This window comes from Halalkalibacter flavus (genome assembly GCF_036663575.1).
In the GTDB taxonomy this organism is placed as follows: domain Bacteria; phylum Bacillota; class Bacilli; order Bacillales; family Bacillaceae_D; genus Halalkalibacter; species Halalkalibacter flavus.
In genome coordinates, this window is record NZ_JAWRVK010000006.1 from 145400 (window position 1) to 169939 (window position 24540).

The window sequence follows — 24540 nt, forward strand, 5'->3', positions numbered from 1 at the left end:
TGTTGGAATGTCTAAGAATTTGAATGTTGATTATTGCTGGCAAAAACAGCTTCTGATCTAACTTTTTTTACTTTTGTCGGTATATCAACCTTTCCAACAATATATTTTCCAAAATTAAATCGATTTAAATAATAAATGGTCATAATTGAGAATAATGTACTTCCTACAAACAGAATGAGAATCGTAAATATCCCGAAATTTACGGACAATAATGTGAAGAAAACAATTAGTATCGAAATATAACTTGTATGCAGCAAATAGATCCCATATGAATACTTATTGACAATCATAAATAAAGAAGGGATTCTTTTCATTTTCATTGAAAAATAGATGACAAATGCGATAACACTTAATGTATGAAATAAAATATCAATCCTTTTAGAACTATGGTTCGTAATCAACCCGCTATGATAAAAATAGAGGAGGGCAATCCCAGTAACAAAAGGAGCAGCGATAACAATGGCTTTGTATTTCTGAATATATCGAATGAATGTTTCATAGTTTTGCCCAATATAATAAGCGATTGAAAAATAAAAAATCCAGCCAGGGAAGGGGATCCAATAAAATCGGTCCCACACATAGTCACTGAAAACAAAGTCGATTGGACTTGTAAAATTAAAAATAAATAAATACGCTCCATTAATCAATAACGAATACAAAATGACTTTACTTGGATGAGCGTGATCTAACCATTTTTTGCATAAAACAAATAATAAATAAAACTGGAAAATGATTAGAACAAAATAAGCATGGAAATCTCCGATGAAAATGTTCAAAAGTACTTTCACCGTGTATTGCTCTAACGAGAGTAGACTATAAGGGGCCGCGTATAGAAAAGCCATAAAGACGTAAGGGATTAGGATGAATTTCAATCTTTTAGTGAGAAAGCCTTTTGGTATGCTTGTTTTTTCTTTATAACTATAACCTAATATAAAAGCAGTAATAAAAATAAAAGTAGGTGTTCCGTAATATAAGAAAACATTAATGGAATCGAGAATCATTTCACTGTATTCAGGCAGGTTTAATAAAAAACCAACATATTCCATTCCCCATGCAATCGAATGAAGCAGCACAATGCTTAAACAAGCAATACTACGCAAGAAAGAAATTTCATTTATATGTTTTTTCCCCATAACTAATCAACATCTTTCTATACTATTTTTCTTCTTTTGAGTGCTTCATAAGTTCAAATTTGACTTGTAAAAGCTTTAGACAAAGTTATATTACGTACTTAAGGTTTACTCATGCCCCAAGTAATCTAGACCCTTTATTACAAAATTGTAAACTGTAGATTTCTAGTTTAGCTAAACCATGTTTCGTACAATGGTAAAAGGAAGGCGAATAGATGTCAATCGTTATCCATTTCGTTTGAAGAACTACCAATCATTAACAAACGATTTAATCGTATTTTTCATGAGATTCATAGCGTTCATGCTAGAAAAACAAACAAACATTCGCTAAAATAAAAAGTAAACTAGGTTTAGTGATGTTGACGACAGACGTTTTTTATAGAAGAAGGACTGTGGCTTATTTTTTTAGTATAGGAATTTGAGGTGTGTAATGTTTAAAAAAAGCTTACAACATATATTAGATGATTTTCGTACGAATGATGATTGGAAAGAACGAATTGTTCATTGGCATGAAATGGAAGAAGTTGAAGCGAAATCGATTGATTTTCCTAGTAGCTTAGACATAAAAATCCAACAGGCACTTAGAAAACGGGGGATTGGCTCTCTTTATTCGCATCAGGCCGAGGCTTTTCAATACACTAGGAAAAAGGAAAATGTTGTTGCTGTTACACCAACAGCATCTGGAAAGACGCTATGTTATAACTTACCTGTGCTGCAAGAAATTATCGAGAATGAAGAAAGTCGAGCTCTTTACTTGTTTCCGACAAAGGCGCTAGCACAAGATCAAAAAAGCGAACTCAATGAAATCATAGATGAAATGGGCATTGACTTGAAATGTTTTACCTATGATGGAGATACGGCGCCAAATATCCGCCAGGCAGTTAGAAAAGCTGGCCATGTCGTGATTACAAACCCAGATATGCTGCATTCGGCTATTCTGCCGCATCATACGAAGTGGGTCGCTTTCTTTGAAAACTTAAAGTACATCGTAATTGATGAGCTTCATACGTATCGTGGTGTGTTTGGAAGCCATGTTGCTAACGTCATCCGCAGACTAAAGCGAATCGCTAATTATTACGGAAGCAATCCCATATTTATTTGTACATCAGCGACCATTGCCAATCCGAAAGAACTAGCCGAAGAATTGACGAGAAGTCCGATGCGGTTAGTTGATCAAAATGGTGCTCCAAGAGGGAAAAAACATTTTCTTTTTTACAATCCGCCAATTGTGAATCAAGCGCTAAATATCCGCAAAAGTGCAACGGTTGAAGTCAATGACCTTGCTAAACGCTTTCTAGAAAATAACATTCAAACCATCGTATTTGCTAGAAGCAGGGTCCGTGTGGAGATTATTTTAAGCCACTTGCAAGCATTGACGAAAAAGCATATCGGACCCGATACCATTCGTGGATATCGTGGTGGGTATTTACCGAAACAACGAAGGGAAATTGAACGTGGACTTCGGCAGGGTGAGATCATTGGTGTCGTAAGTACAAATGCACTGGAATTAGGGGTTGATATTGGTCAACTACAAGTTTGTATTATGACAGGATACCCTGGTTCAGTTGCAAGTGCATGGCAGCAAGCAGGAAGAGCTGGGCGCAGACAAAATGAGTCCGTGATCATTATGGTTGCTGGCTCAACGCCAATGGACCAATATATAGTCCAACATCCTGAATACTTTTTTGATAAAAGTCCAGAATCAGCTCGAATCAACCCAGATAATCTCGTAATACTTGTTGATCATCTAAAATGTGCTGCTTATGAACTCCCCTTTAAAAGGGGTGAGACGTTTGATGGTGTGGAAATTGAGGATATCCTTGAATTTCTAACTGAAGAGAACGTCCTGCATGAACGAGCAGATAAATGGTATTGGATGAATGATGCGTTTCCTGCTCATGGCATTAGCTTACGTTCTGCATCGCAGGAAAATGTTGTAATTATCGATCAAAGTGATGTGTCTAAGCCTTCAGTTATTGGTGAAATGGATCGATTTAGTGCAATGACATTGTTGCATGATGAAGCGATCTATTTACACCAAGGAACGCAGTACCAAGTCGAATATTTAGACTGGGATGAGAAAAAGGCTTTTGTCCGTGAAGTAGACGTGGAATATTTTACGGATGCTAACTTAGCTGTTCAACTAAAAGTATTAGAAGAAGATCTCATTCAAACTGACAAAGAGGTTACTGTAAGTTACGGAGATGTCATGGTAAATGCAAAAGCAACGATTTTTAAGAAGATTCGTCTATCAACCTTTGAAAATATTGGTTCAGGGCCCATTCATTTACCAGAGGAAGAGCTTCATACAAACGCGATGTGGATCAGCTTTTCTTCCGATATAACTAAGCGATTTGGAGAAGGGCCTTTTGACCAAGCACTAACAGGCTTAGCACAATTGATTCAACAAGTCGCACCTGTCTTTGTCATGTGTGATCGTCACGATCTTCATGTCGTTCCACAAATGAAAGCAGAACACTCTGAAATGCCAACGATTTTCGTTTATGATCGATACCCAGGTGGAATTGGCTTAGCGAAAGAGGTATATCAAAATCTGCCGACGATTTTAGGACAAGTTGATCATCTAATTTCAAATTGTCGATGTGAACATGGGTGCCCTGCTTGTGTTGGTGCAGCTGAAGGCAATATAAAGGCTTTAGTAAAACGATTTATACGATTAATAAGAGTGAAGTAGGGAAGGGGGGCAGGCATGAAAAATAAGTTGCAGCGTATGAAACAGCACATGGGAATCGAAAAGAAATTAGAAGAACCACCCATACAACGACCGCCAACGTGTAAAACCAAGGAGAACAAGCTCATCCCTTTTGAAAATGATTGGCGGCTTTTTCAAACCACTCCATCTTGGTTTGAAGATCAATATACGATGATAAGGGAACAACATTATCCATTAGATCACCAACATGGGAAATATGACTTTTCTATGACAAAAGAAGTAGTGAAAAGGTGGCGGGAACATACTTTTTCACATCCGTTGTCAGCGAAAGATCGAGAGGTTGAAGAATTACTTTTTTTTGATACAGAAACAACAGGTCTAAGCAGTGGTGTTGGGAATACAATATTTATGCTAGGGTACGCCCAATTTAAAGAAGATTATGTTGGGGTAAAACAATATTTTTTGCCTGGGCCGGAATCAGAAGTAGCTCTTTATCACCATTTTTTATCAGATGTAGGAACTTTAGGGAATCTTGTAACATACAACGGAAAAGCATTCGATTGGCCACAAGTAAAGACTCGTCACACGTTCGTTCGTGATCAAGTTCCGAAACTTCCGAAATTTGGACATTTTGATTTGCTTCACGCATCTAGACGAATGTGGAAAGACCTTCTTCCTTCTTGTAAATTAGCAGTTGTAGAAAAAGAAATATTGGGATTTGAAAGAATAGAAGATACGCCTAGTTATATGGCGCCTATGTTGTATTTTGATTTTTTGCAAGATCCGAACCCGGAATATGTAAAAGGCATTTTCCAACATCATGAGTGGGATGTCCTTTCATTAATGACTCTTTATAGCCATTTATCATCAATGATCCTAAAGTGGGATTCATTTTCTTTAAATAATAAAGAAAAATACGAAGTAGCAAGATGGTATGAGGCGATAGGGGAGAAAGAGATTTCTATGGCTCAATACGAATTATTAAAGGGAGTAGGATCAAGTGTAGCTGAAGCGAGCATGTTTGCTTATGCTACGTGCGTAAAAAAAGAAAAGAATTGGGAGAAGGCACTAGAAAGCTTTTCTTCTCTTGTTGGGACAAAAAGGTATACGTATTTAGCTGCAGTTGAATGTTCAAAAATACATGAACATCAAATAAAAGATTATGAAAAAGCGATATACTACTCTAAATTAGCTCTTGCAGATGAAGAATATTTAGTGAATCATCCGAAAGTGAAGCAAGAAAAATTGCTTAATGATCTTCATGTTAGAATAAATAGATTGGAGAAAAAAATCAGTTAGTGCCATGCATCGCTCATTTCCTGGGGAAGCGCATTATTAGTGGTTTTTTAACAAAATTCAACAGCGTTTTTTGTAAGTATATGTAATGTAAAAAAAGTAATTGTCAAGACGTTCAGAAACGATTACAATATGTTTCGGTAATTCTTTTTAAGGAAATGAGTGAACAAAATGTATCGTGCTATTTTAGTATTATTTTTTGTAATGATTGGCTTAACTTTGTTTATTATGAGTGAAATTCGTGATTCGGCTCTCTTTCTTTGATAGACAGAGACCCAAACCATTGGTTTTAAAGGGATTAGGCGGTTAATTAGGTCAAACAACTAGTACAACAAGTACTTTTGTAACATAGGTTAATATTGACTCAAATAAAAAAGGAGGAATTAACTTATGTTTTGCAAACCTAGACCTAAAGTTTGTAAGCTTCCAACAACAACTCAGGTGATGCCTGCACAAGTAGCACCAACTCAACAGCAAGTTGTCGATAAGACGTGTGAGTATATCGTGCCACATGTATATCCATCACATACTCACTATAATACAAATCACGTTTATAAACATGTTGCGAGCTTCCCGCATACAACATCTCAGAGTCAACAAATCTTTCACCAGCAATTCGCACAGCCAACTGCTCCAGGCTTCGGCCCAGGATTTGGTCCAGGTGCAGGCCCAGGATTTGGCCCGCAAGCAGGACCAGGCTTCGGTCCTCAAGCAGGCCCAGGATTTGGCTTCGGCAGACGTTAATGATGAAAAAGAGCGAACTGATATCAGTTCGCTCTTTCTATCAGGAAGAGGCGATAAAATGAAAACCATTGCCGTTTCAGGATACAAGGGACATGAACTAGGAATTTTTGATCAAAAGCATAAAGGGATTCATTACATCAAAAAAGCACTAGAACACCGCTTGCGTTCATTGATTGACGAAGGATTAGAGTGGGTTATTATTAGCGGTCAGCTAGGAGTTGAATTATGGGCAGCTGAAGTCGTTTTTACATTGAAAGATGAATACCCACAGTTGCAATTGGCTATCTTAACGCCGTTTCTTAATCAAGAAGAACGTTGGCAAGATACAACAAAATCATATTACCAAGACATCGTTAGTCAAGCCGATTTTGTTGATAGTATTACGAAAAGACCTTATGACAATCCAATGCAATTAAGACAAAAAAACGAATTTATTATCGCAAAAGCAGATGGCTTGCTATTGCTTTATGATGAAGACAAGCCCGGGTCTCCAACGTTCTATTTAGAAGTGGCTAAAAAACGACAAGCAAGTGAGTCTTTTCCTGTATTATTTATTACACCCACAGATCTTGACTTATTAGTTCAAGAAGAACAATTCGACAATTTTAGTACAGAGTGGGAATCATAATTTAAATTGACAAGAAGGCAAACTTTTGGAAAAATAGAGAGTAAAGCTGTTCATACACGTGGGTAGAGGTGAGGGAAATGAACCAACAAAATATTCGATTTACGGCGAAAGAAATACTTGAAAAAGATTTTAAAACAAGCATGAGAGGCTATAGTCCGGATGAAGTCGATAAGTTTTTAGACGCTATTATACAAGATTACGAACTGTTTCAACGAAAAGTAGAGCTATTAGAGCAAGAAAATGCACATCTTAAGCGTGAAGTGAAGAAATTATCTGAGAGGTCGCAACGCCAAGCACCAACTCAAAACGTTGGCAGCACAAATTATGATATTCTTCAACGTTTATCTAATTTAGAGAAGAAAGTATTTGGAAGTAAACTGTACGAGTAGGAGATTACTGAATGATCGACGTTTATATTGATGGCGCAAGTGCCGGAGACCCTGGTCCTTCTGGAGCGGGTATATTCATTAACTACAAAAATGGTCTGGTTGAAAATCATTCCGTCCCACTTGGACAAATGTCCAATCACGAGGCGGAATATGAGGCTCTCATAATTGCGCTTGATTTATGCATCGATCGTGGAATCAAGATTGCCTCTTTTCGGACTGATTCAAAGTTAATTGATGATGCACTTGAAAAACGCTACGTAAAAAACAAACGATTTCAACCGTATTTAGAAAAAGCTATCTCTCGAATTGACGAATTCGAATTGTTTTTTATGAAATGGGTGCCAAGCAACCAAAATAAAAATGCCGATTCTTTGGCAAGGAAGGCCATTCGAAAAAATTGAAATAATTTCCTGTTGAAACTTACGTATTTTCAAGGTATACTTATTTTTGTCGCTTAAGACAACGTTAAACATTCAGGTAATCGCTGCACGCTTGTCGTGTAGAGGAAAGTCCATGCTCGCACGGGCTGCGATGTCCGTAGTGATCGTGCCTAGCCAATCAATAAGCTAGGGTAGTCTGGTTTTGACTGGGCTAACGGCAAGGTAAGCACCTACGTCATTTGATATGGTGTGATGCCTTTGAAAGTGCCACAGTGACGGAGTCCATTTGGAAACGAATGGAGTGGAACGAGGTAAACCCCACGAGCGAGAAACCCAAAATATGGTAGGGGCATCTTCTTAAACGGGAATTGAACCGTTGAGAAGGACAAGGGAGAAATTCTTTGTAGATAGATGATTGCCACCGGAGTACGAGGTTCATCACCGTTTGCAGTACAAAGGTACAGAACATGGCTTATCGAATGTTTAATGGATGATTTTCTTACAGAAACCCCTTTTAGGGGCTTTTTTTATTTTTGCGATGTTTGTCATCAGAAGTTTGAAATCGTATAATAGAAGCAATATGTTTGGTAAGGAGTACATAATGGAAAAAGTGACATTAATTGCAACAGCAACGATGGGGCTTGAAGCTCTTGTTGCACGTGAAGTAAAAGATTTAGGATATGAAGATGTTCAAGTTGATAATGGAAAAGTAACATTTACAGCAGATGTATCAGCCATTCCTCGAGCAAATTTATGGCTTCGAACAGCGGATCGCGTCAAATTAAAAGTCGGAGAATTTAAGGCTTATACATTTGATGAGTTGTTTGAAAAGACAAAAGCCTTGCCATGGACAGATTTAATCCCTGTTCATGCTGAATTTCCTGTCATTGGTAAATCGGTTAAATCAAAGTTGTTTAGTGTATCTGATTGCCAAGCTATTGTGAAAAAGGCTGTTGTTGAAAGTATGAAGAAGCGTTATAAGAGAGGCTGGTTCGATGAAAATGGACCATTTTATCGTATTGAAGTGGCCCTTCATAAAGATGTGGCAACGCTAACGATTGACACAAGTGGAACAGGGCTTCATAAACGAGGGTATCGATATTTACATAATGAGGCACCGCTTAAAGAAACATTAGCTGCAGCGATGATTATGTTAACGCCTTGGAAACCAGATCGCCCCTTTGCTGATCCTTTTACAGGATCAGGAACGATTCCGATCGAAGCAGCCATGATTGGACAAAACATTGCTCCTGGCTTTAATCGAGACTTCGTATCGGAAGATTGGCATTGGATTGGGAAGGATCGTTGGAACGAGGCGCGTCAAGAAGTGGAAGATGTAGCTAAGTATGATCAGCCCCTTGATATTTTAGGTGCTGACATCGATCATAGAAGTGTCGAACTTGCGACAAACAATGCAATGGAAGCTGGATTCGGTGATTTGATTACGTTTAAACAAATGCAAGTGAAAGATTTTAGGCACCGCGGGGAGTATGGTATTCTTGTTGGAAATCCACCGTATGGTGAGCGTCTTGGAGAACGACCAGAGGTTGAGCAAATGTATAAAGACATGGGAAAAACCTTTCAATTGTTAGATACATGGTCGATCTATATGCTAACATCTCATGAAGGATTTGAAGAACTTTATGGGAAGAAGGCGACAAAGAAGCGGAAACTTTATAACGGGAATTTAAAGGTTGATTACTACCAATTTTTTGGACCGCGTCCACCGAGAAAAGAAGCCGAATGAAAAAAGAGGCTGTCCCAAAGTCCGGAACAGAGGAGGCAATGGCTCCGTTCGCTACGCGCCTTGAGAGGAGAAACCCACTCCTCTCAAGGCTTTTAAAAGATGTAGCGACTCCGCTCATTGCTTCGGGGTGTCTAAAAGGTCAAAAACAGACCTTTTTAGACACCCCTTTTTTGAATTGTTTCAAATTATAGTTCTTGTGTTGCTTAATATTGAAAGTCGCTCTTTACTAAGACATAGCAGAAAAAAATCTAATGTTTCTACTATATAACATATCACTGTCCATTCACATCTAATCTTTCATACATAATATATAGGAAGAAAGAGAGGTGTAAAAGAATTGAAAAAAGATTACTTGCGCTGGTCAAAAACTCCTTACGCCGGGGAATCGGAATCACCAACTAATCCGGTGACTCCATTAGCTGGCTCATGGTCTCTATTTTATTTTAAACGTAACAAAAAAGGAAAGATCATTGATCCTAATGGGAAAAAGCTGAAGTTACCTATTAGACACCCTAAGTTAATTGATTTCGATCAGGAGTTAACAATTGTCCAAAAAACACTTGAGAATCTTACTCCAGAGCATAGGAGCGTCGGAGTATACTATGGAACAGGCGTCCCTACGAAACAATGGACACCAGTTATTGATCGTTTAATTGATACGTATAATGTAAGCCCCGTGAATGCCGCTCGGATTTTAGCTGCGGTACAGGCTGCTATAAATGACACAATGATTATCGTATGGGAATTAAAATATCGATGGGATGTGGCAAGGCCCAATCAATATGATCAGTCGATGAAAACTGTGTTATGTACACCACGCTTTCCTGCATACCCGTCAGGTCACGCAACAATGTCTGGTTGTACAGAGGTGTTACTAAGTTATTTATTCCCAAAAGAAGCAGAAAAACTGAAAAAAATAGCAGAAGATAATGCACTAAGCAGGTTATTTACTGGTGTGCACTTTCCATCAGATAATGATGAAGGACTTCGGTTAGGAAGATATATTGGTAGTCTAATTGTTAATCATTTGAAAACGCAACAAGATGGTGAATTAAGACCAATCGATCAACCATATCCTGACTTTTTGGATGCGAATATTTTTCCAGATAACTTCCGACAATTCATACCTTATGATTTCCCCACCACCTGTACTTCTCTTGTACAAGGTGATGTGAAATGTATCAATAATGTTAATAATGTATCAAAACCGTTGTTATACCTCAATAACTTGATTGAGTACCAAATCAAGGGACCCACGAAGAAAACATAGAATTACAGAATGAGTCATCATCCAAAAGATAATGGCTCTTTTTATTTGGGCTTCTAAATTGATCACTAGATTCTAAGGACATATGTATTGGCAATAAAATAAGACAAACATATTTTATAATCAGGAGGTGACAATTGATGTTAGACAAACGAGAAAAGTTGAAACTCATTTTAGGTGCGTTTAATAATTTACCTATTCCAGGACTATATCAAGGCACTGATGAACAAGCGGCGGGCAGCTGCACAAACTTTTGTACAAATGTCTGCAGAACGTTATATCCGCTACAGTTTAATCAATGCTTTAATGACTGCATCGCTTGTCAGCAAAGTACAATCTTTGAAACAGACGAGTCGTTACTTGATGAAGATGAAAGAAATAATCGCTAAAAAGATTATCCATTTCCCAATTGTCTAAAAAAGCAATCTGTGCAACTATTGCATCATTGCTTTTTTTATAGAGGAGCCGATTGCCCTAACGCAAAATTATTCTTTTAAAAAATATAAAGATCATGAAAGGATATAAAAATAAAAAAGCTGTATACTAGATCGGTTCATGGAAGAATAATAAAGGAAAATCATGAGGAGAAATATATATAAATACCATGAATCAAAATTATATCGAAAAGACAAATGAACTTTATAATCTAGTGGCCCAAGCACAATCTGAAATGATAAATGAATGGGTTAACAATGTAGTTTTTACTGCACCTTGGTGGTTAGGTGTAACTTTAAGCATCATACCTTGGATAATGTGGGCATATTTTCACAAGAAAGAAAGTAGAAATCGAATGCTTTTTGCTGGCTTTGGTATTATTATGATCTCTTCTTTTCTAGACTTTTTAGGTGTGCAATTAGGTTTATGGATTTATTACTATGAGATGATCCCGTGGATTCCTGCGTATGAACCTTGGGATGGGACTCTGATTCCTGTTTTTATTTTAGTGTTGATCGAATATAAACCGAATGCTTCACCGTATCTAAAAGGGCTCATTTTTTCAGCTGTTTCAGCTTTTTTAGCTGAGCCATTTTTTGAATTTGTAGGATTATATAAAGAGATTCATTGGAGTAATCTTTACTCATTTCCTATTTATTTTCTAATTTTTTTATTCGGTTATTGGTTAAGTAGAAGAAATCATTTTCAAATTTATTGGTCCCCTAAATGACTACATTACATCGGGGGCATCTCGTAAGGTCAAAAACAGACCTTATGAGATGCCCCTTTTTGTAGTGTTATCTTAGTGAGGCTAACAAGCAAACGCAGCTCCTATAGTCTGGGAGGTTCTAAATTGAATCATTAGTCGTATCATGATTATAGAGGTACTTATAGGTTTTAAAAACTAAATCTATTGATTAATTTATGTTGAAAGGACGATATATTATGATTGCAATCGAGTGGATTGACTTGGTGATTTTGGTTCTCGCTTCTTACAGACTCACAAGATTAATTGTTTTTGATGAAATTACTTCTTTTATTCGAAGCCCTTTTTTAACGGTATCTTATAAAGAAAATGATGCTGGACAATTAATTGAAAGTGTTGAATTTAAAGGAGATGGATTTCGCAATTGGGTTGGGAGGCTTCTCAGCTGTTATTGGTGTGTAGGAATTTGGTCTTCGCTTGGGGTCGTCTTACTATATATTTACTTGCCTTCCTTTTTTCCATTTCTTCTAATTTTGGCAGTGGCAGGAGCTGCAGCTTTTATCCAGTCGAAAACTGAATATTAATAAAGGTTTCATACAAATAAAACGATCCAATAGGTACCATGTATGTTATAAAATAACTTAAGCCGAATAATGGACATATAAAAATGTCTACTATTCGGTTTTTGTCATTTTTTACCGAGAATTAATGTTTGTATAAAAACAGCTAATTTTTGTGGTGTAGACCAGTTATCCAAAAGTAAAAAGAGCTGTTCCTGTGTTTAGTTTGAAATAAATTTGAGATGGAATAAAACAGTCGCATGAGAAAAATTACGAAAGGGCTTGTTTAAAAGAGAAAAGTCTAAACAATTGGAGCATGAATTGAATACGATAAGATTAGTAAAGAAGGGCTAGTAGCAAAAGCTATTTACTATTAAAATTGCAAACGTACAAAAAACTGTATAGAAATTAAAAATCAATCTAAATAGACTAAATAAACAAATTCAGCAATAACAAATCGTAGCAATATACTTTTGCAGTTTAAATGTATACTTTTTTAATATTTTTACACAGAAATAATTACCTTCACAAAAAAGGAGTGAATTTAAGTGAAGCCTCGTAAACCAATCGTGATAAATAGACCCGCGAAGAAAACATCTGTAGAAAAAGTAAGAAATGAAACTTCACAACCTAAAGTAAAGAGAAAAAAAACTATTGTAAGGGCAGGGTGCTGCTTACGTAAAAAGGGTAAAAGCAACTAAATAAATACACGGTTCCAAATGCGTTACACTAGATATCCAGGTTCTTTCAATGCTGTACTTTTCTATTTACCTGCTTAGGTAAGCAAGCGAAGTTCACAGGTAAGTGAAATCACATACTTCTAAGGAGGTTATAATGGTACGATATTTTATTAAAGTGAAGGGAAAAGTACAAGGCGTCGGCTTTCGGAAATATACAAAAAAAATAGCCCGTAAATATAATATTGTAGGATGGGTTCGTAATGTAGTAGATGGAACCGTTGAAGCTGAAATACAGGGTAAAAATGAGTACGTGGATCAAGTCATAAAAGCATTGCACAGAGGGAGTTCATCATCGAAAGTGCGCTCGGTGGAAGTGAAAAAAATGAAAGGTCTGAAAAACTACAAGTCTTTTAAGATATTGTATAACTCAAAAGTATAAGCCGTTTCTTAGGCCGCTGAAAAAGGTACGTTTGTTACCTTTTTCAGTGGCCTCATACTTTTTCGGCAGCCTTCTTTTGATAAAAAACCTTATAGTGGTTGAATGGCTTCTAGTATTTATTAAATTACATGCTTCCCCTCCTTCATATGCCCTTCCTAATTACACCTTCAAGAATAAACTAGTTAGAAGAGAACCGTAATCGCATGAACGGGGGAGGATAGAATGAAAATAAATGGTAGAGACAAATGGAGAATGTATCTTGCTATGAAAAAAAACAAGAAACTTAGCAAGTATCTTGTTGATACAAAGAGATGGTCGAAAGAAAACTTTGATCTGATGTTATCGAAATATAAATCAATCGTAGTGAAGCCAAATAAAGGCTTAAAAGCTAGGGATATATATTTTATTGCTGAAAAGGAAAAAGGTTATGAAATTCAAATATACGACAGAAAATACTTTTTTATAAAAAGAGAAGAAGTATATAGCTTTATGAAAAGCAAGATACGACAGGCCACCTATATTATTCAAAAACGTATTTCAATGGCGAAAATAGACGGAAGACCATTTGATATTCGGGTCATTATTCAAAGAAAATCATTGTCTTCTCCTTGGACAGCAACAGCTTATAAAATAAGAGTAGCAAAAGAAGGGAGGATGGTTACTAATGCAAGTAAAGGTGGGACTATTCTTACCTATAAAGTAGCAATGAACATGTGTAATATTCCTAACCATATAAAGAAGAATTTATTAGCGCACATCAAGGAAGTGTCCATCCTGGCATCCAAAACGTTAGGTCCTTATTATCACAATCAGCGTCTTTTTGGTATCGATATAGGAATAAAAGAAGATGGGTCTCTTCACATTTTTGAGATCAACCGCAGACCGTTATTAAAAGGCTTCTCTAAACTCCAGCAAAAAAGGATTAGAAGGTTTATTAGAAGGAAGTAAGTTTAATAAGTATTTCTATTCCATTATTAAAAAAGGAGGATGAATGATGGCAGTGCGGTTAAGAGGAAGAAATAAATATAAAATGTACTTAGCATTGAAACAAAATAATTACCTTGAATCGAGTCTTCCTCACACAATGATGTGGAGTGAAAAAAATTTTGTAAGTATGGTAAGAAAATATAAGTCAGTTGTTATTAAACCAAACAATGGCCAGCAAGGACAAAAGATATACTTTGTGAAAAAAATTGGATCCAAGTACGTTGTCTATATTAATAAGAAACGTAAGGTATTTAAAAATAGAAAAAGCGTTAGTAACTATATGAAAAGAGTAACGAGCAAAAGAAAATTTATTATTCAAGAAGAAGTGGATCTTGCTAGAATTAATGGGAAACGATTTGATTTCAGAATTATCGTTCAACGAAAAGAGAGGAATCTTCCTTGGATGGTAAATGGGATGATTGTCAGAAAAGCAGGTAAAGGGTATAAGGTAACAAACAGACGGCGACATGGGGTCGTCATGCCAGTAGAAGAAGCAAGGAAGAAAATCCATTTTAATGAGAAAGAAATAAAAAAGGTAGCTCATTTGGCAGCTGAAACATTAGGACATTTTTTTCCTAACCAAAAGATCTTTGGTGTCGATATTGGGATGAAAAAGGATGGTTCTCTTTATATTTTCGAATTAAATCGTTGGCCTTTATTAGGTGGGTTTCGAAGCTTGAAAGATAAAAGCCAAATAAACAGGATAATGTCTTTCAAAAAAGCGGCTAGAAAGATATAAGAATTAGAAAGCAAAATGGATAGAACCATGAGGAAAGAACGTAAACTAAATTTATATTTCCGTTTTTATTTTGGTTATTTGACATAAAAACGGAAATTCTCAAAAAAAGGGATTTAACTAAAATAGTACCTTGTAAGGATGGAGATCACTAGTCGATCCCAGTACGGGTCTTGTGTAACAGGAATTTAGTTTTGGAGTAGTATAGATGAATTGTGGCAGATTGGTGGCAAAATCAATCAAACTTTATCATACGTAATTACTTATGACTTTACGAATGTTGATTTCGAAGTTGGTTAGGCTGAATGTTCAAACATTGAAAAATAATAAAAAGGCATATGACTTCATAAATAGTCATATGCCCTTTTTAGGCTTATTAATAATGAATTTGAACGTTAAAAGTTAGATTACATATTATGGTATGAAATAAGAAAGGAGACGAATTATCTATGATCCATCCACACACGGAGCTGCGGTTTGTAAATGAAGAAATTGGATTCGGTGTTTTTGCTACAAAGTTCATTCCAAAGGGAACGATCACTTGGGCTTTAGATGATCTTGATCAAATTTTAGAACATTCATTTGTTAATACTCTTGACCTAGAACGAAAGGTAATTGTAGAAAAATATTCTTATCGTGATAGTGAGGGCAAATATATTCTTTGTTGGGATCTTGGGCGATATGTTAATCATAGCTTTAATGCAAATTGCATTAGTACACCATATGATACTGATATAGCTGTTCGAGATATACAGCCTGGAGAACAGTTAACTAATGATTATGGGTTTCTTAATCTAGACGAGTCATTTACTTGTTTGCCTGAAGAAGGAACGGACAGAACACAAGTAAATAAGGAGGATATTCTTCATTACTACAAGGAATGGGATCAATTAATTTTGAATGCATACCAATTTTTTGATCAAGTCGAACAGCCTTTAGACCATCTTATTCCTACAATATATAAACAAAAAATGAAGCTCGCAGCAGAGAAGCGGGAAGTTATCGATTCGATAAAAACTCTATACTATGAAGGAAGAAATAGTAAATAATTAAACTAGTAACTAGTTAAATAATTATGAATTAAAATAGGTTTGGAGAGGTAGAGGAAAAGGATGTCAAAAATAACGTTAAAAGCGATTGATGCTCCGTTTCGTCAACTAAGAATAAATAAAACAATAGCAGAAAAAAACAGTATTTATAATGGTGATAACATCATACTTAAATATGGCAATAGAGAAGCTAGGGTTCAAATTATTATAAACGACACAGGTACTCAAGATCATTTGGAAATTTCACGAAAAATTATTAAAGAATTAAAAATAGACCTTTCTGTCCAATATGACTATAGAATTGAAAAAAAAATGTTAATTATAGGTCCAATAATTGGATTATTATACGCTTATAAGGACAAAAAGATTGCAAGAAGATTACAAAAAAAAGACGAGAGATATATTCCGTATGTTAATGCAATTGAGCGGACTGGTGGGTTGCTGTTTTTTATTGCTGAAGAGAATATTAATTATAAAAAGGAAGAGATAAAGGGTTACGTTTACAACAAGGACTCCGCAAAGTGGGAATTAAGGCTACTACCATTTCCTGCGGTCATATATCGGAAAATAGCAACACCAAAACCAAAACTTAAAAATATAATGGGTAATAAACTTGTGAACCCATATGTCTTTGATAAATGGGGGTTCTATAAGTTAACAAGGGACCATCCATATCTTAGTTCTTATATACCGGAAACCACTAATATTATTACGAAGGAAAAATTGGATGTGTTATTAAATACGTATGGAGAAGTATTTATAAAGCCAACTGATGAAAGTTTAGGAAGAGGAATATTTCTAATTACAAAAGAAACAAACAAGTATACTGTACGAAAAAATCTTGAGAATAGTACATTTTATTTTTCAAATAGGGAGATGAATAGTTTTCTATCAAAATATAGTACTAACCATATTATTCAACAAGCTATTAAGCTTAAGAGCTATGGTAACAGGAAAATAGATTATCGAGTAATGGCCGTAAGAGATAGAGATAATAACTGGAAATGCGATGCAATAATGGGTTGGCTAGGAGAATTTAATGGAATTACAATACACTCAAATAAAGAAGTGAATGGGAAAAGTGTAGAAGATATGTTGAAGCTTCAATTTAATTATAATGAGGAACAAATTGTTAAAAAGGTAGAGGAAATAAAAGAAATTGGAAAAGTTCTGGCCTCATTTTTAGACAGACTTTACGGACCGTATGTAGATTTTGGTTTTGATTTCGGAATAGATGAGTTAGGTAAGGTATGGATTTTTGAAGCAAATGTATCTCAACACCTACACTGTCCATTGTGGATTAATGATACTGAGATGTACCGACAAGTGATAGAGGATATTATTAGCTTTTTAAACAAGATTGCCATGAATTAAACGAATGAATTTACTGGATATTTTATAAGTTTGAGGAAGTGAGTAAATGGTAATTAGAATTAAGGTATTGAAAAATACTGAAGAAAACAAAGTACTCTTACCGAAAAAAATTTTTAAAGATTTGAACCTAAATAAAGAAGTTCTATACCAATTTTTAGTAGGTCAATTAAATTCTGTGGTGCTCTTTGAAGAACATGATGAAAGAACTGAGAATATGTACGTACCTAAAGGGATCTTTGATCAGTTATGCTTGTTAGAAGATAAAAGGATTAATATTTGGCGAGAAGAAGAAGCTGTTTGTGTTGGACCAGTTGTAGGGATTTTTGTAAATACTTGTTATTTAAGAAACTTTGTAGCAGCAAAAAAACGTAATTATGGCGTTCATTATGTTCGTGACGGAGAAGGTTCAAATTGTTTAACATTTTTTTTCTCGATTTACGACATTAATTGGATTGATAAAAAGATTAAAGGATCTTTGATAGATTCAAATGGAACAACTAGGACGTCTCATTGGTTCCCGTTGCCTGATGTTATCTATGATCGAGGAGCTTCTTTTTCAATAAATCAAAAACCATTAGTGAGATTTTTACGTCAACAATTTAAAAATAATAGTCGGATTCAACTTATTAATAGGTTAGATACCTTGGCAATACCACGTTTTAAAAATGTCTTTGACTATGCCAAATTTCTAGCTCGAAAACGTGATAAAAAGAAGAAGAGCTCTTCTCAACAAGAAAAAAATAAGATAAATAGTGAACCTACACGAATTTTAAATTCTCCGGTTCAAAAAATGACGAATAAATTTAAATTGTTTAGAAAGGACGAATTAACTGTAGCCACCTTTATCAGTATAGGCAACATCAAGAAAATGTTAAATCAAAAACCAGTATTTAGACATTTAGAACTTATGCAAGCGAATAATGAAAAAACAAAACTAAATTTGTTTTTTTTCTCGATTAAAGATGTTGATTTGATCAATCGTAGCATAAATGGAACGTATTTTAATCAAGAAACAGGCATCTGGGAACAGAACGATTTTTCATTTCCGGATGTGTTATATGACCGAGGTGGCGCTGTATTAGGCCATCAAAAGATCGTTTCAGACTATATACGTGAACAACTCGAGATAACTGGGTTAAAAAAAATCAATCCTTTTTATACGTTTAATAAGTGGGATATGCATGAAAAGTTATATAAACAAAAGAAGATGCGCGAGTATTTACCAATAACAAGATTATATCAGTCCGAGGACGATATAATGGCAATGTTTCAACAGGCTAAGCATTTGTATTTAAAAAAGTGTGACAGCAACAATGGGAAGTCCATCGTAAAAATAACTAAAGAAGAAAATGGTATTTATAAATACAGCATAGCTAAAGAAAAATTAGTTCAAAAAACGGTTAGTAGCTTTAGTGAACTATTGAGAAGGCTTAAACCATTTCTTCAAAAAGGAGAAGTCATAATACAAAGTGCAATTAATGGGTTAAAGGTAAGTCGAAGTAATATCGATATGAGAGCAACGATACAGCGAAATGGTCAAGGAGAGGTAGAAATTGTTGCCTATCCAGTCCGCTTAGGTTGTCCAGACTATCCAATTACAAGTACTAGAACAGGAGCGAGGGTTTTCTGCTTCGATGAATTTTTTGAACAATATATGCATTATTCAAAAGAAGAAATAACATTTCTACAAATTAAAGTAGAAGATTTTTTGCTTGAAAGCTTTGATTTTATCGAGAATGCCTACGGTATTTTTGGTGAACTAGGCATTGACTTTGCTATAGATATAGAAGGACGTATATGGTTCATCGAGTGTAATGCAAAACCAGGCAACGATTCATTATATAAGTCTCATAGTGAAGAAACGGTTAAGACAGTGTTTACGAACCCATTAGAGTATGCCCGCTATATTAGTGGTGAACTTGGAACAAACGATCCAACCGAAGAAAGTGCAACCGAAGTGCTAAAAGAAGTATTTCAAGAACAGGTAAAGTAATCAATATTTCGTGACCACATCTCACCACGAAATATATAAGGGTACTTTCACAATTTTTTATTATAAAAAGTCCAATTATTCAGGCTTTAAGTAAATCATTTGTTTCCTAATTTCTTCATATTTAATATATAGATAAAAGAACGTAAGAAATACGGTCTTAAAGCAGCCGTCGTGCACCTCAGTTCTCAAAACATTAATATATCAACGTTTCAAAGCTCTCAAGGCTCTATGCCTGGGGGTCTTTTTTTGTCAGGAAAGAGGGATTTAGCCACGGACGTATTTATTTTAGCTAAATTCGCTTCAATTTGGCTTGTCGCCATTTTTTTAATAGAGTGATGGATTTATATCATCTAAACTAGTTAATCGCTTAGAAGCCTTGGTTTTGGACGTTTGAATAAGAAATTAACCTTCAACATTGGTAAGTGTTTTGGGGAAATGGGGTATATTATCCATTTTTCATTAAATGAAAAAAGCCCTATAAAATAAGGCTTTTAGAAAATCGTTTTATTCACAGTTTCTTTATATCTAAGTGTTAATTTTCATTACATCACAATTATCGACTTAATTATCCATAAGCATTTTTAGGATTTTTATTTTTTCTGTCCGCATGATAACACGTTCTTTTTGGTGAATTTAAAATGGAATATCCATGTCAAAAAAATTGTTCATGCGGACTTTATTTTTGCCTTTTTGAAGATTAAGGGTGTAACGAGGGTGAATCTTAAGATAGTAACGTAAACCAACTACTTTTTGTTGGCTTGATTATTGATAATGACTTGCGTATTTCCGCTCGCTCTTTTCTTTTGCAATATATTTGGCATACTCAAGTAAATTTAAAAAAGATTGATTGACTGTTTGTTGATCAAACGCTTTGTGAAGAGAGACTTTTGCGCTTCGTGAATTACATTCAATTAACCATAACTTATTGTTTTTATCGAGGGCAAAATCAATACCCATTTCTCCGCATCGACCATATCCTTCTTCAACTTGCTCATACACCTTCTTAAGAAATTGCGTTACTTCTTCCTTAAAGGTACTTACTTGTTGGTCTGAATACTTAAGAACGTTCTTATAAAATGAGTCAAAAGTATAACTTTCTGAATGTGTCGTGATAGGGGAGTTCTTTTTTCCACGGCGAACAGCAATGGCTGTGACTTCTACATTACCATTACCGTTGCGTTGAACTTCTGCTCTCATATCCACCAAATATCCATCAACTGTCAACAGATCAATCCCTTCTTGCATGATGAATTCCTTCTTATAAAAAGAACGAATGGTTTTCTGAAATGCTTCAAAGGTATTTACGCGATGTTCAATCAAGTGCTTGTTGAAATAGCTGCAGTGATACGCTTTGTTCGGTTGCTTAATAATACGCATAACCTTCTTGCCACGTCCACCAATATAAGATTTTAAGTAAACAGTATTTGTGCGTTTAAACATTTTGGTCAAATCTTTAAAGCTTTGGCACTTTCGGGTTAACGGAACATGTGAACATAGGTCTTTATTCTGTAGGAGAAGTAGAGAGACCTCCCAATTATTAAATCCTTTAGGACTATTTAAAAATTTCACTCCTTTTTTTTGTAATTTCCTTTGAATAGTTTGATTTAGACTTCCACTTCGACGGTAAAATACATCGGGAAGTGAAAATTTGCCTTTTTCCCATCGGTTTGTGGATGGATTAAAATATATGCCGTAAATGATATCGCGATTAAAATCAATTTCCTTAAGGGTGAACATATATAATTTCGTTTTGGCTTTTTCATTGGCTTCCTGGAGTTTAATAATGTTTAACGATGGTTTTTGTTTTTGTAATCGCCGTAGTGTCCTACGGGTGATCAAAACTCCAACTGTTGTTTCCTTGTTTTTGTTGGTGGTTGAAGACAATGTACTCATGTATTTTATCCCTCTTTCTAATAACGTTTAATAACCAATATTAATAGATAGTAAGACCCCCAGATCAGGTGAAAACACCGATCAGATGTATTCTTCCATAATTTTTATATAAGGAGCTGTTACGCGCTTAACACATGTTCTTGCTCATATGTTATGTAAGCCAGTGGGGAATGTGTAGGCTGTTGGGTAGTAGAGATATCATTATTTGGTATCTCTCAATCAAATGGGCAGTAGTGTAAGTGAGGAGCTATTGCCTATCCCTTTATAAATCTTATATAGGCACGTTTATTAACCTTTTTTCTATCCGTTATAGTTACTAGCCCTTTTTATTTATATATATGTTTATTTATTTAGACAGATATGTATACATTCCACTAGTCATATTCGTAAAATATTTTGAAGACGGCGAAGAGGTTGTTTTTATACGTTGATTACAATACAAAATTAGCAAAACCTTCTAATCCGTTGGAATATGGAGGTGACATCATCTAACAAGTCTTTGAAAAATAATAAAAAAATATCAGTTTAACTAGGAGGATATAAGGTACAATTCTGTCTATTTTAGAATAAATTAAAAAGAAGTCTAAAGGGGACTACCGAATGAAAGGTGGGTAAGTACATGATCGGCATTATACTTTCTACAAGTATTACAAAGCGCGTTTCAGTTAAAGACGAAGGTAACTGGGATCCATATATTCAGTTTTACACTAAGCAAGCTCGTAAACATCAAGTGGATCTTTGTTTTTATTCTTTAAAGGATATTTCTGTTAAAAGTAAACAGGTTAATGGTTTTGTCTATTCATACAAACATCACAAATTAGTCAAAAAACAAGCGCCTCTCCCAAAAATAAATTTATATAAAGTTAAAGCCTATTTAACCAATAAAAAGGCGATTGAGAAAGTGAAACGGTTAAAGGAAGACGGTTTTATTATTTTCAATGCCTGTTCCAAGCGTGAGCACAGAGACAAATATAAAAGTTATAAATATTTATCAACATTTAGCCATATTAGACCGCATTTACCGGAAACGACAACATTATCGTATGAAAACCTTTCTAACATGTTAAATAAATACCCCGAGGTTTTTATTAAACCAAAAAGAGGAGGTCAAGGAAATAAAATATCTATTATCCGAAAAGAGGGAAATGGATATCAGATTGTTTATGTTTACAAGCGAACAAAAAAAGAAGGAAAAATCTCCAATAACCAATTAAGAGACTTTTATAAACGGAAATTTCCATCTCCATCTAAATTTATTGTTCAACAAGGTATTCCTTTAAAAACATATAAAGGCAACAAGTTTGATTTTCGGGCTTCTCCTCAAAAAAACAAACTTGATCGATGGCAAGTAACAGGGGTAATGGCAAGAATTGCTACAAGAGGATGGGATGTAACGAACATAGATCAAGGTGGAAAATCCTTTTATAAATTAAGCAAACTAATCAATCCGCAAACCAAAAAGAAAATTAAACGTTTAAATATTCAAATTGCTAAAGTTCTTGAAAAACGTTTTCCCCATTTAAACGATTTAGGTTTGGATTTTGCGGTAGATAAAAATGGGAAAATTTGGTTCTTGGAGGACAACTTTGTACCCAACCGAAAGAAAGCTAATCAGAGAAGAAATCGTATTCCTTTTGCAAATGTGTGCTCACTTTATAAAAAACAGTAGGATCAAACGAATAGAGTGAATGAATGTATCATATTAAAAACAAAGAAAGCTTTTGGAGAGGTGAAAGAGTGAATGGGAGAAAAATATGAATACGGTTTTGATACGAAGACATTGCATGCAGGACATGAAGCTGATCGGGCAACGGGATCAAGTATTGTACCGATTTATCAAACGGCTGCATACCAATTTAAAGATATGGAACACGCCGCAAGAGTATTTGCATTAGAAGAAACCGGCAACATCTATAGTCGAATTATGAACCCTACGGTGAAGGTTTTTGAAGAGCGAATGGCCGAGTTGGAGGGAGGAGTGGGTGCTTTAGCACTTTCCTCTGGTCAGGCAGCAACTACCTATTCAATTTTGAATATCGCTTCTTCTGGTGATCATATTGTCGTATCATCATCTTTATATGGAGGAACCTATACCTTGTTCTCTCATATATTCCCCAGGTTCGGGATAAACGTTAGCTGGGCAAAGACGGATGATTTAAATTCTTTCCGTGAAGCCATAAACGATAAAACGAAAGCTGTTTTTGTAGAAATGCTCGGTAATCCCAAAATGGACGTTCCTGATATTGAAGCGATTGCGTCGATAGCTCATCAGGAGGGAGTACCTCTGATCGTAGACAGTACGTTCTGTACACCGTACTTGTGTAGACCTATTGAACACGGAGCTGATATTGTCGTTCATTCAGCAACTAAGTTTATTGGAGGGCACGGTACTACGATCGGAGGAGTAATTGTTGATTCCGGTAAATTTAATTGGACTAATGAAAGGTTTAAAGAATTTTCGGAGCCGAATCCACAACGTGATGGCAAATCACTTATTGATGCTTTCGGAGATATGGCTTACATCATAAAAGCTCGAGTAGAACTTCTAAGCAACTTAGGAGCAACCCTCTCACCTTTCAACGCTTTTTTATTTATCCAAGGATTAGAAACGCTTTCTCTACGTATGCAAAGGCAGAGTGAAAATACGTTACAAGTTGCGCAATTTTTGAATGACCATCCTCAAGTAGACTGGGTTAATTACCCTGGTTTGGAGGATAATTCTTATTATGAACTAGCCAAAAAATACCTTTCTAAGGGGCAAGGAGCTATTTTAGCATTTGGCGTGAAAGGCGGTCAAGAGAGTGTAAAGAAAGTGATCAATAATGTTAAACTCTGTTCTCATGAGGCAAATGTAGGTGATGTGAAATCACTGATCATTCATCCTGCTACAACTACGCATGGGAAATTAACGGCAGAAGAGCAAGCTCAAGCCGGTGTAACGCGAGATATGCTGCGTTTATCAGTTGGACTTGAAAATGTAGAAGATATCATTTATGATCTGGATTGCGCTTTGAAGTTATGCGATAAATAACTTAGTTGAATTGATAAAATGGCTTCTGAAGCAGTTAAAATACTCGAAATTTTTGGGATAGAGAAGAAGCTAAAGAGATCAGTTGAATGAGCCCCCTATAGATTAGTCACTTTGAAGAGTGATTTTTCTATAGGGTGTTTTTATATGAAATTTTAAAAAAAGAGTTAGATTGATAGGGGAATGAAACCCCAAAAAACAATTTTTAAGTCTTAAAGATTAAGGTATTATACAGCCTTGTGAATTGAAAAAAAATAAAACCAACTATTACCGTAGATTTCAATAAAATTTAAAGAAGATGATGTCTGTACTGTACAGACATCATCTTCTCAGGCTGTTGAGAAAGTCTTATCAATAGCCTTTTTTTGTAGCTATTAATCCGATTATTCAGGTGAATATAGTATA

General features: G+C 35.3%; 21 protein-coding genes and 1 other RNA gene. 20 read left to right on the plus strand and 2 right to left on the minus strand.

Annotation, left to right across the window (positions count from 1 at the left end; genetic code table 11):
- Nucleotides 1-11 precede the first annotated feature (11 nt).
- Complete coding sequence (locus tag SAY88_RS06300) at nt 12-1133, minus strand: acyltransferase family protein (protein ID WP_332630272.1); 1122 nt, start codon at nt 1131-1133, stop codon at nt 12-14.
- A 427-nt stretch (nt 1134-1560) separates the two neighbouring features.
- Here SAY88_RS06300 and SAY88_RS06305 point away from each other — a divergent pair, with 427 nt between their 5' ends.
- The 18 genes from SAY88_RS06305 to SAY88_RS06390 all read left to right on the plus strand — a co-directional run bounded on the left by SAY88_RS06305 (nt 1561) and on the right by SAY88_RS06390 (nt 19214).
- Nucleotides 1561-3825, plus strand: a complete 2265-nt coding sequence (locus tag SAY88_RS06305; protein WP_332630274.1) for a DEAD/DEAH box helicase — start codon at nt 1561-1563, stop codon at nt 3823-3825.
- A gap of 15 nt (nt 3826-3840) precedes the next feature.
- Nucleotides 3841-5103, plus strand: a complete 1263-nt coding sequence (locus SAY88_RS06310; protein WP_332630276.1) for a ribonuclease H-like domain-containing protein — start codon at nt 3841-3843, stop codon at nt 5101-5103.
- A gap of 387 nt (nt 5104-5490) precedes the next feature.
- Nucleotides 5491-5844 (plus strand): CotD family spore coat protein, encoded by a 354-nt coding sequence (locus tag SAY88_RS06315; RefSeq protein ID WP_332630278.1) that lies wholly within the window; start codon nt 5491-5493, stop codon nt 5842-5844.
- 58 nt (nt 5845-5902) lie between these two features.
- Nucleotides 5903-6472, plus strand: coding sequence for an SLOG family protein (locus SAY88_RS06320; RefSeq protein WP_332630314.1), 570 nt, complete (start codon nt 5903-5905; stop codon nt 6470-6472).
- A gap of 77 nt (nt 6473-6549) precedes the next feature.
- Nucleotides 6550-6861, plus strand: coding sequence for a cell division regulator GpsB (gpsB, locus tag SAY88_RS06325; RefSeq protein ID WP_332630280.1), 312 nt, complete (start codon nt 6550-6552; stop codon nt 6859-6861).
- Nucleotides 6862-6872: 11 nt separating this feature from the next.
- The gene (locus SAY88_RS06330) at nt 6873-7262 is read left to right on the plus strand and encodes a reverse transcriptase-like protein (RefSeq protein ID WP_332630282.1); all 390 of its coding nucleotides are present in this window, start codon (nt 6873-6875) and stop codon (nt 7260-7262) included.
- Nucleotides 7263-7330: 68 nt separating this feature from the next.
- Nucleotides 7331-7721: RNase P RNA component class B (gene rnpB / locus SAY88_RS06335), an RNA gene on the plus strand.
- 121 nt (nt 7722-7842) lie between these two features.
- Entirely contained in the window at nt 7843-8988 is a 1146-nt protein-coding gene (locus SAY88_RS06340) for a THUMP domain-containing class I SAM-dependent RNA methyltransferase (RefSeq protein WP_332630284.1), read from the plus strand.
- Nucleotides 8989-9325: 337 nt separating this feature from the next.
- Nucleotides 9326-10258 (plus strand): vanadium-dependent haloperoxidase, encoded by a 933-nt coding sequence (locus SAY88_RS06345; RefSeq protein WP_332630286.1) that lies wholly within the window; start codon nt 9326-9328, stop codon nt 10256-10258.
- Nucleotides 10259-10395: 137 nt separating this feature from the next.
- Complete coding sequence (locus SAY88_RS06350) at nt 10396-10644, plus strand: hypothetical protein (RefSeq protein ID WP_332630287.1); 249 nt, start codon at nt 10396-10398, stop codon at nt 10642-10644.
- A gap of 215 nt (nt 10645-10859) precedes the next feature.
- The gene (locus tag SAY88_RS06355; protein ID WP_332630289.1) at nt 10860-11420 is read left to right on the plus strand and encodes a CBO0543 family protein; all 561 of its coding nucleotides are present in this window, start codon (nt 10860-10862) and stop codon (nt 11418-11420) included.
- 215 nt (nt 11421-11635) lie between these two features.
- Complete coding sequence (locus SAY88_RS06360) at nt 11636-11980, plus strand: DUF1360 domain-containing protein (protein WP_332630291.1); 345 nt, start codon at nt 11636-11638, stop codon at nt 11978-11980.
- 810 nt (nt 11981-12790) lie between these two features.
- The gene (locus SAY88_RS06365; RefSeq protein ID WP_332630293.1) at nt 12791-13075 is read left to right on the plus strand and encodes an acylphosphatase; all 285 of its coding nucleotides are present in this window, start codon (nt 12791-12793) and stop codon (nt 13073-13075) included.
- A gap of 222 nt (nt 13076-13297) precedes the next feature.
- On the plus strand, nt 13298-14023 hold the full coding sequence (locus SAY88_RS06370) for a YheC/YheD family protein (protein ID WP_332630295.1): 726 nt from the start codon (nt 13298-13300) through the stop codon (nt 14021-14023).
- Nucleotides 14024-14066: 43 nt separating this feature from the next.
- On the plus strand, nt 14067-14801 hold the full coding sequence (locus SAY88_RS06375) for a YheC/YheD family protein (RefSeq protein WP_332630296.1): 735 nt from the start codon (nt 14067-14069) through the stop codon (nt 14799-14801).
- Nucleotides 14802-15247: 446 nt separating this feature from the next.
- The gene (locus tag SAY88_RS06380) at nt 15248-15847 is read left to right on the plus strand and encodes an SET domain-containing protein (RefSeq protein WP_332630298.1); all 600 of its coding nucleotides are present in this window, start codon (nt 15248-15250) and stop codon (nt 15845-15847) included.
- 63 nt (nt 15848-15910) lie between these two features.
- The gene (locus tag SAY88_RS06385) at nt 15911-17221 is read left to right on the plus strand and encodes a YheC/YheD family protein (protein ID WP_332630300.1); all 1311 of its coding nucleotides are present in this window, start codon (nt 15911-15913) and stop codon (nt 17219-17221) included.
- 46 nt (nt 17222-17267) lie between these two features.
- On the plus strand, nt 17268-19214 hold the full coding sequence (locus tag SAY88_RS06390; RefSeq protein ID WP_332630301.1) for a YheC/YheD family endospore coat-associated protein: 1947 nt from the start codon (nt 17268-17270) through the stop codon (nt 19212-19214).
- A 762-nt stretch (nt 19215-19976) separates the two neighbouring features.
- On the opposite strand, the gene SAY88_RS06395 is transcribed toward SAY88_RS06390, so the two are convergent.
- The gene (locus SAY88_RS06395; RefSeq protein WP_332630303.1) at nt 19977-21107 is read right to left on the minus strand and encodes a YheC/YheD family endospore coat-associated protein; all 1131 of its coding nucleotides are present in this window, start codon (nt 21105-21107) and stop codon (nt 19977-19979) included.
- A 619-nt stretch (nt 21108-21726) separates the two neighbouring features.
- Here SAY88_RS06395 and SAY88_RS06400 point away from each other — a divergent pair.
- Together SAY88_RS06400 and SAY88_RS06405 are read left to right on the plus strand one after the other, a co-directional pair.
- Nucleotides 21727-22776, plus strand: coding sequence for a YheC/YheD family protein (locus tag SAY88_RS06400; protein ID WP_332630305.1), 1050 nt, complete (start codon nt 21727-21729; stop codon nt 22774-22776).
- A 72-nt stretch (nt 22777-22848) separates the two neighbouring features.
- A complete protein-coding gene (locus SAY88_RS06405) occupies nt 22849-24138 on the plus strand; it encodes an O-acetylhomoserine aminocarboxypropyltransferase/cysteine synthase family protein (RefSeq protein WP_332630306.1) in 1290 nt (429 codons plus the stop codon).
- Nucleotides 24139-24540 lie beyond the last annotated feature (402 nt).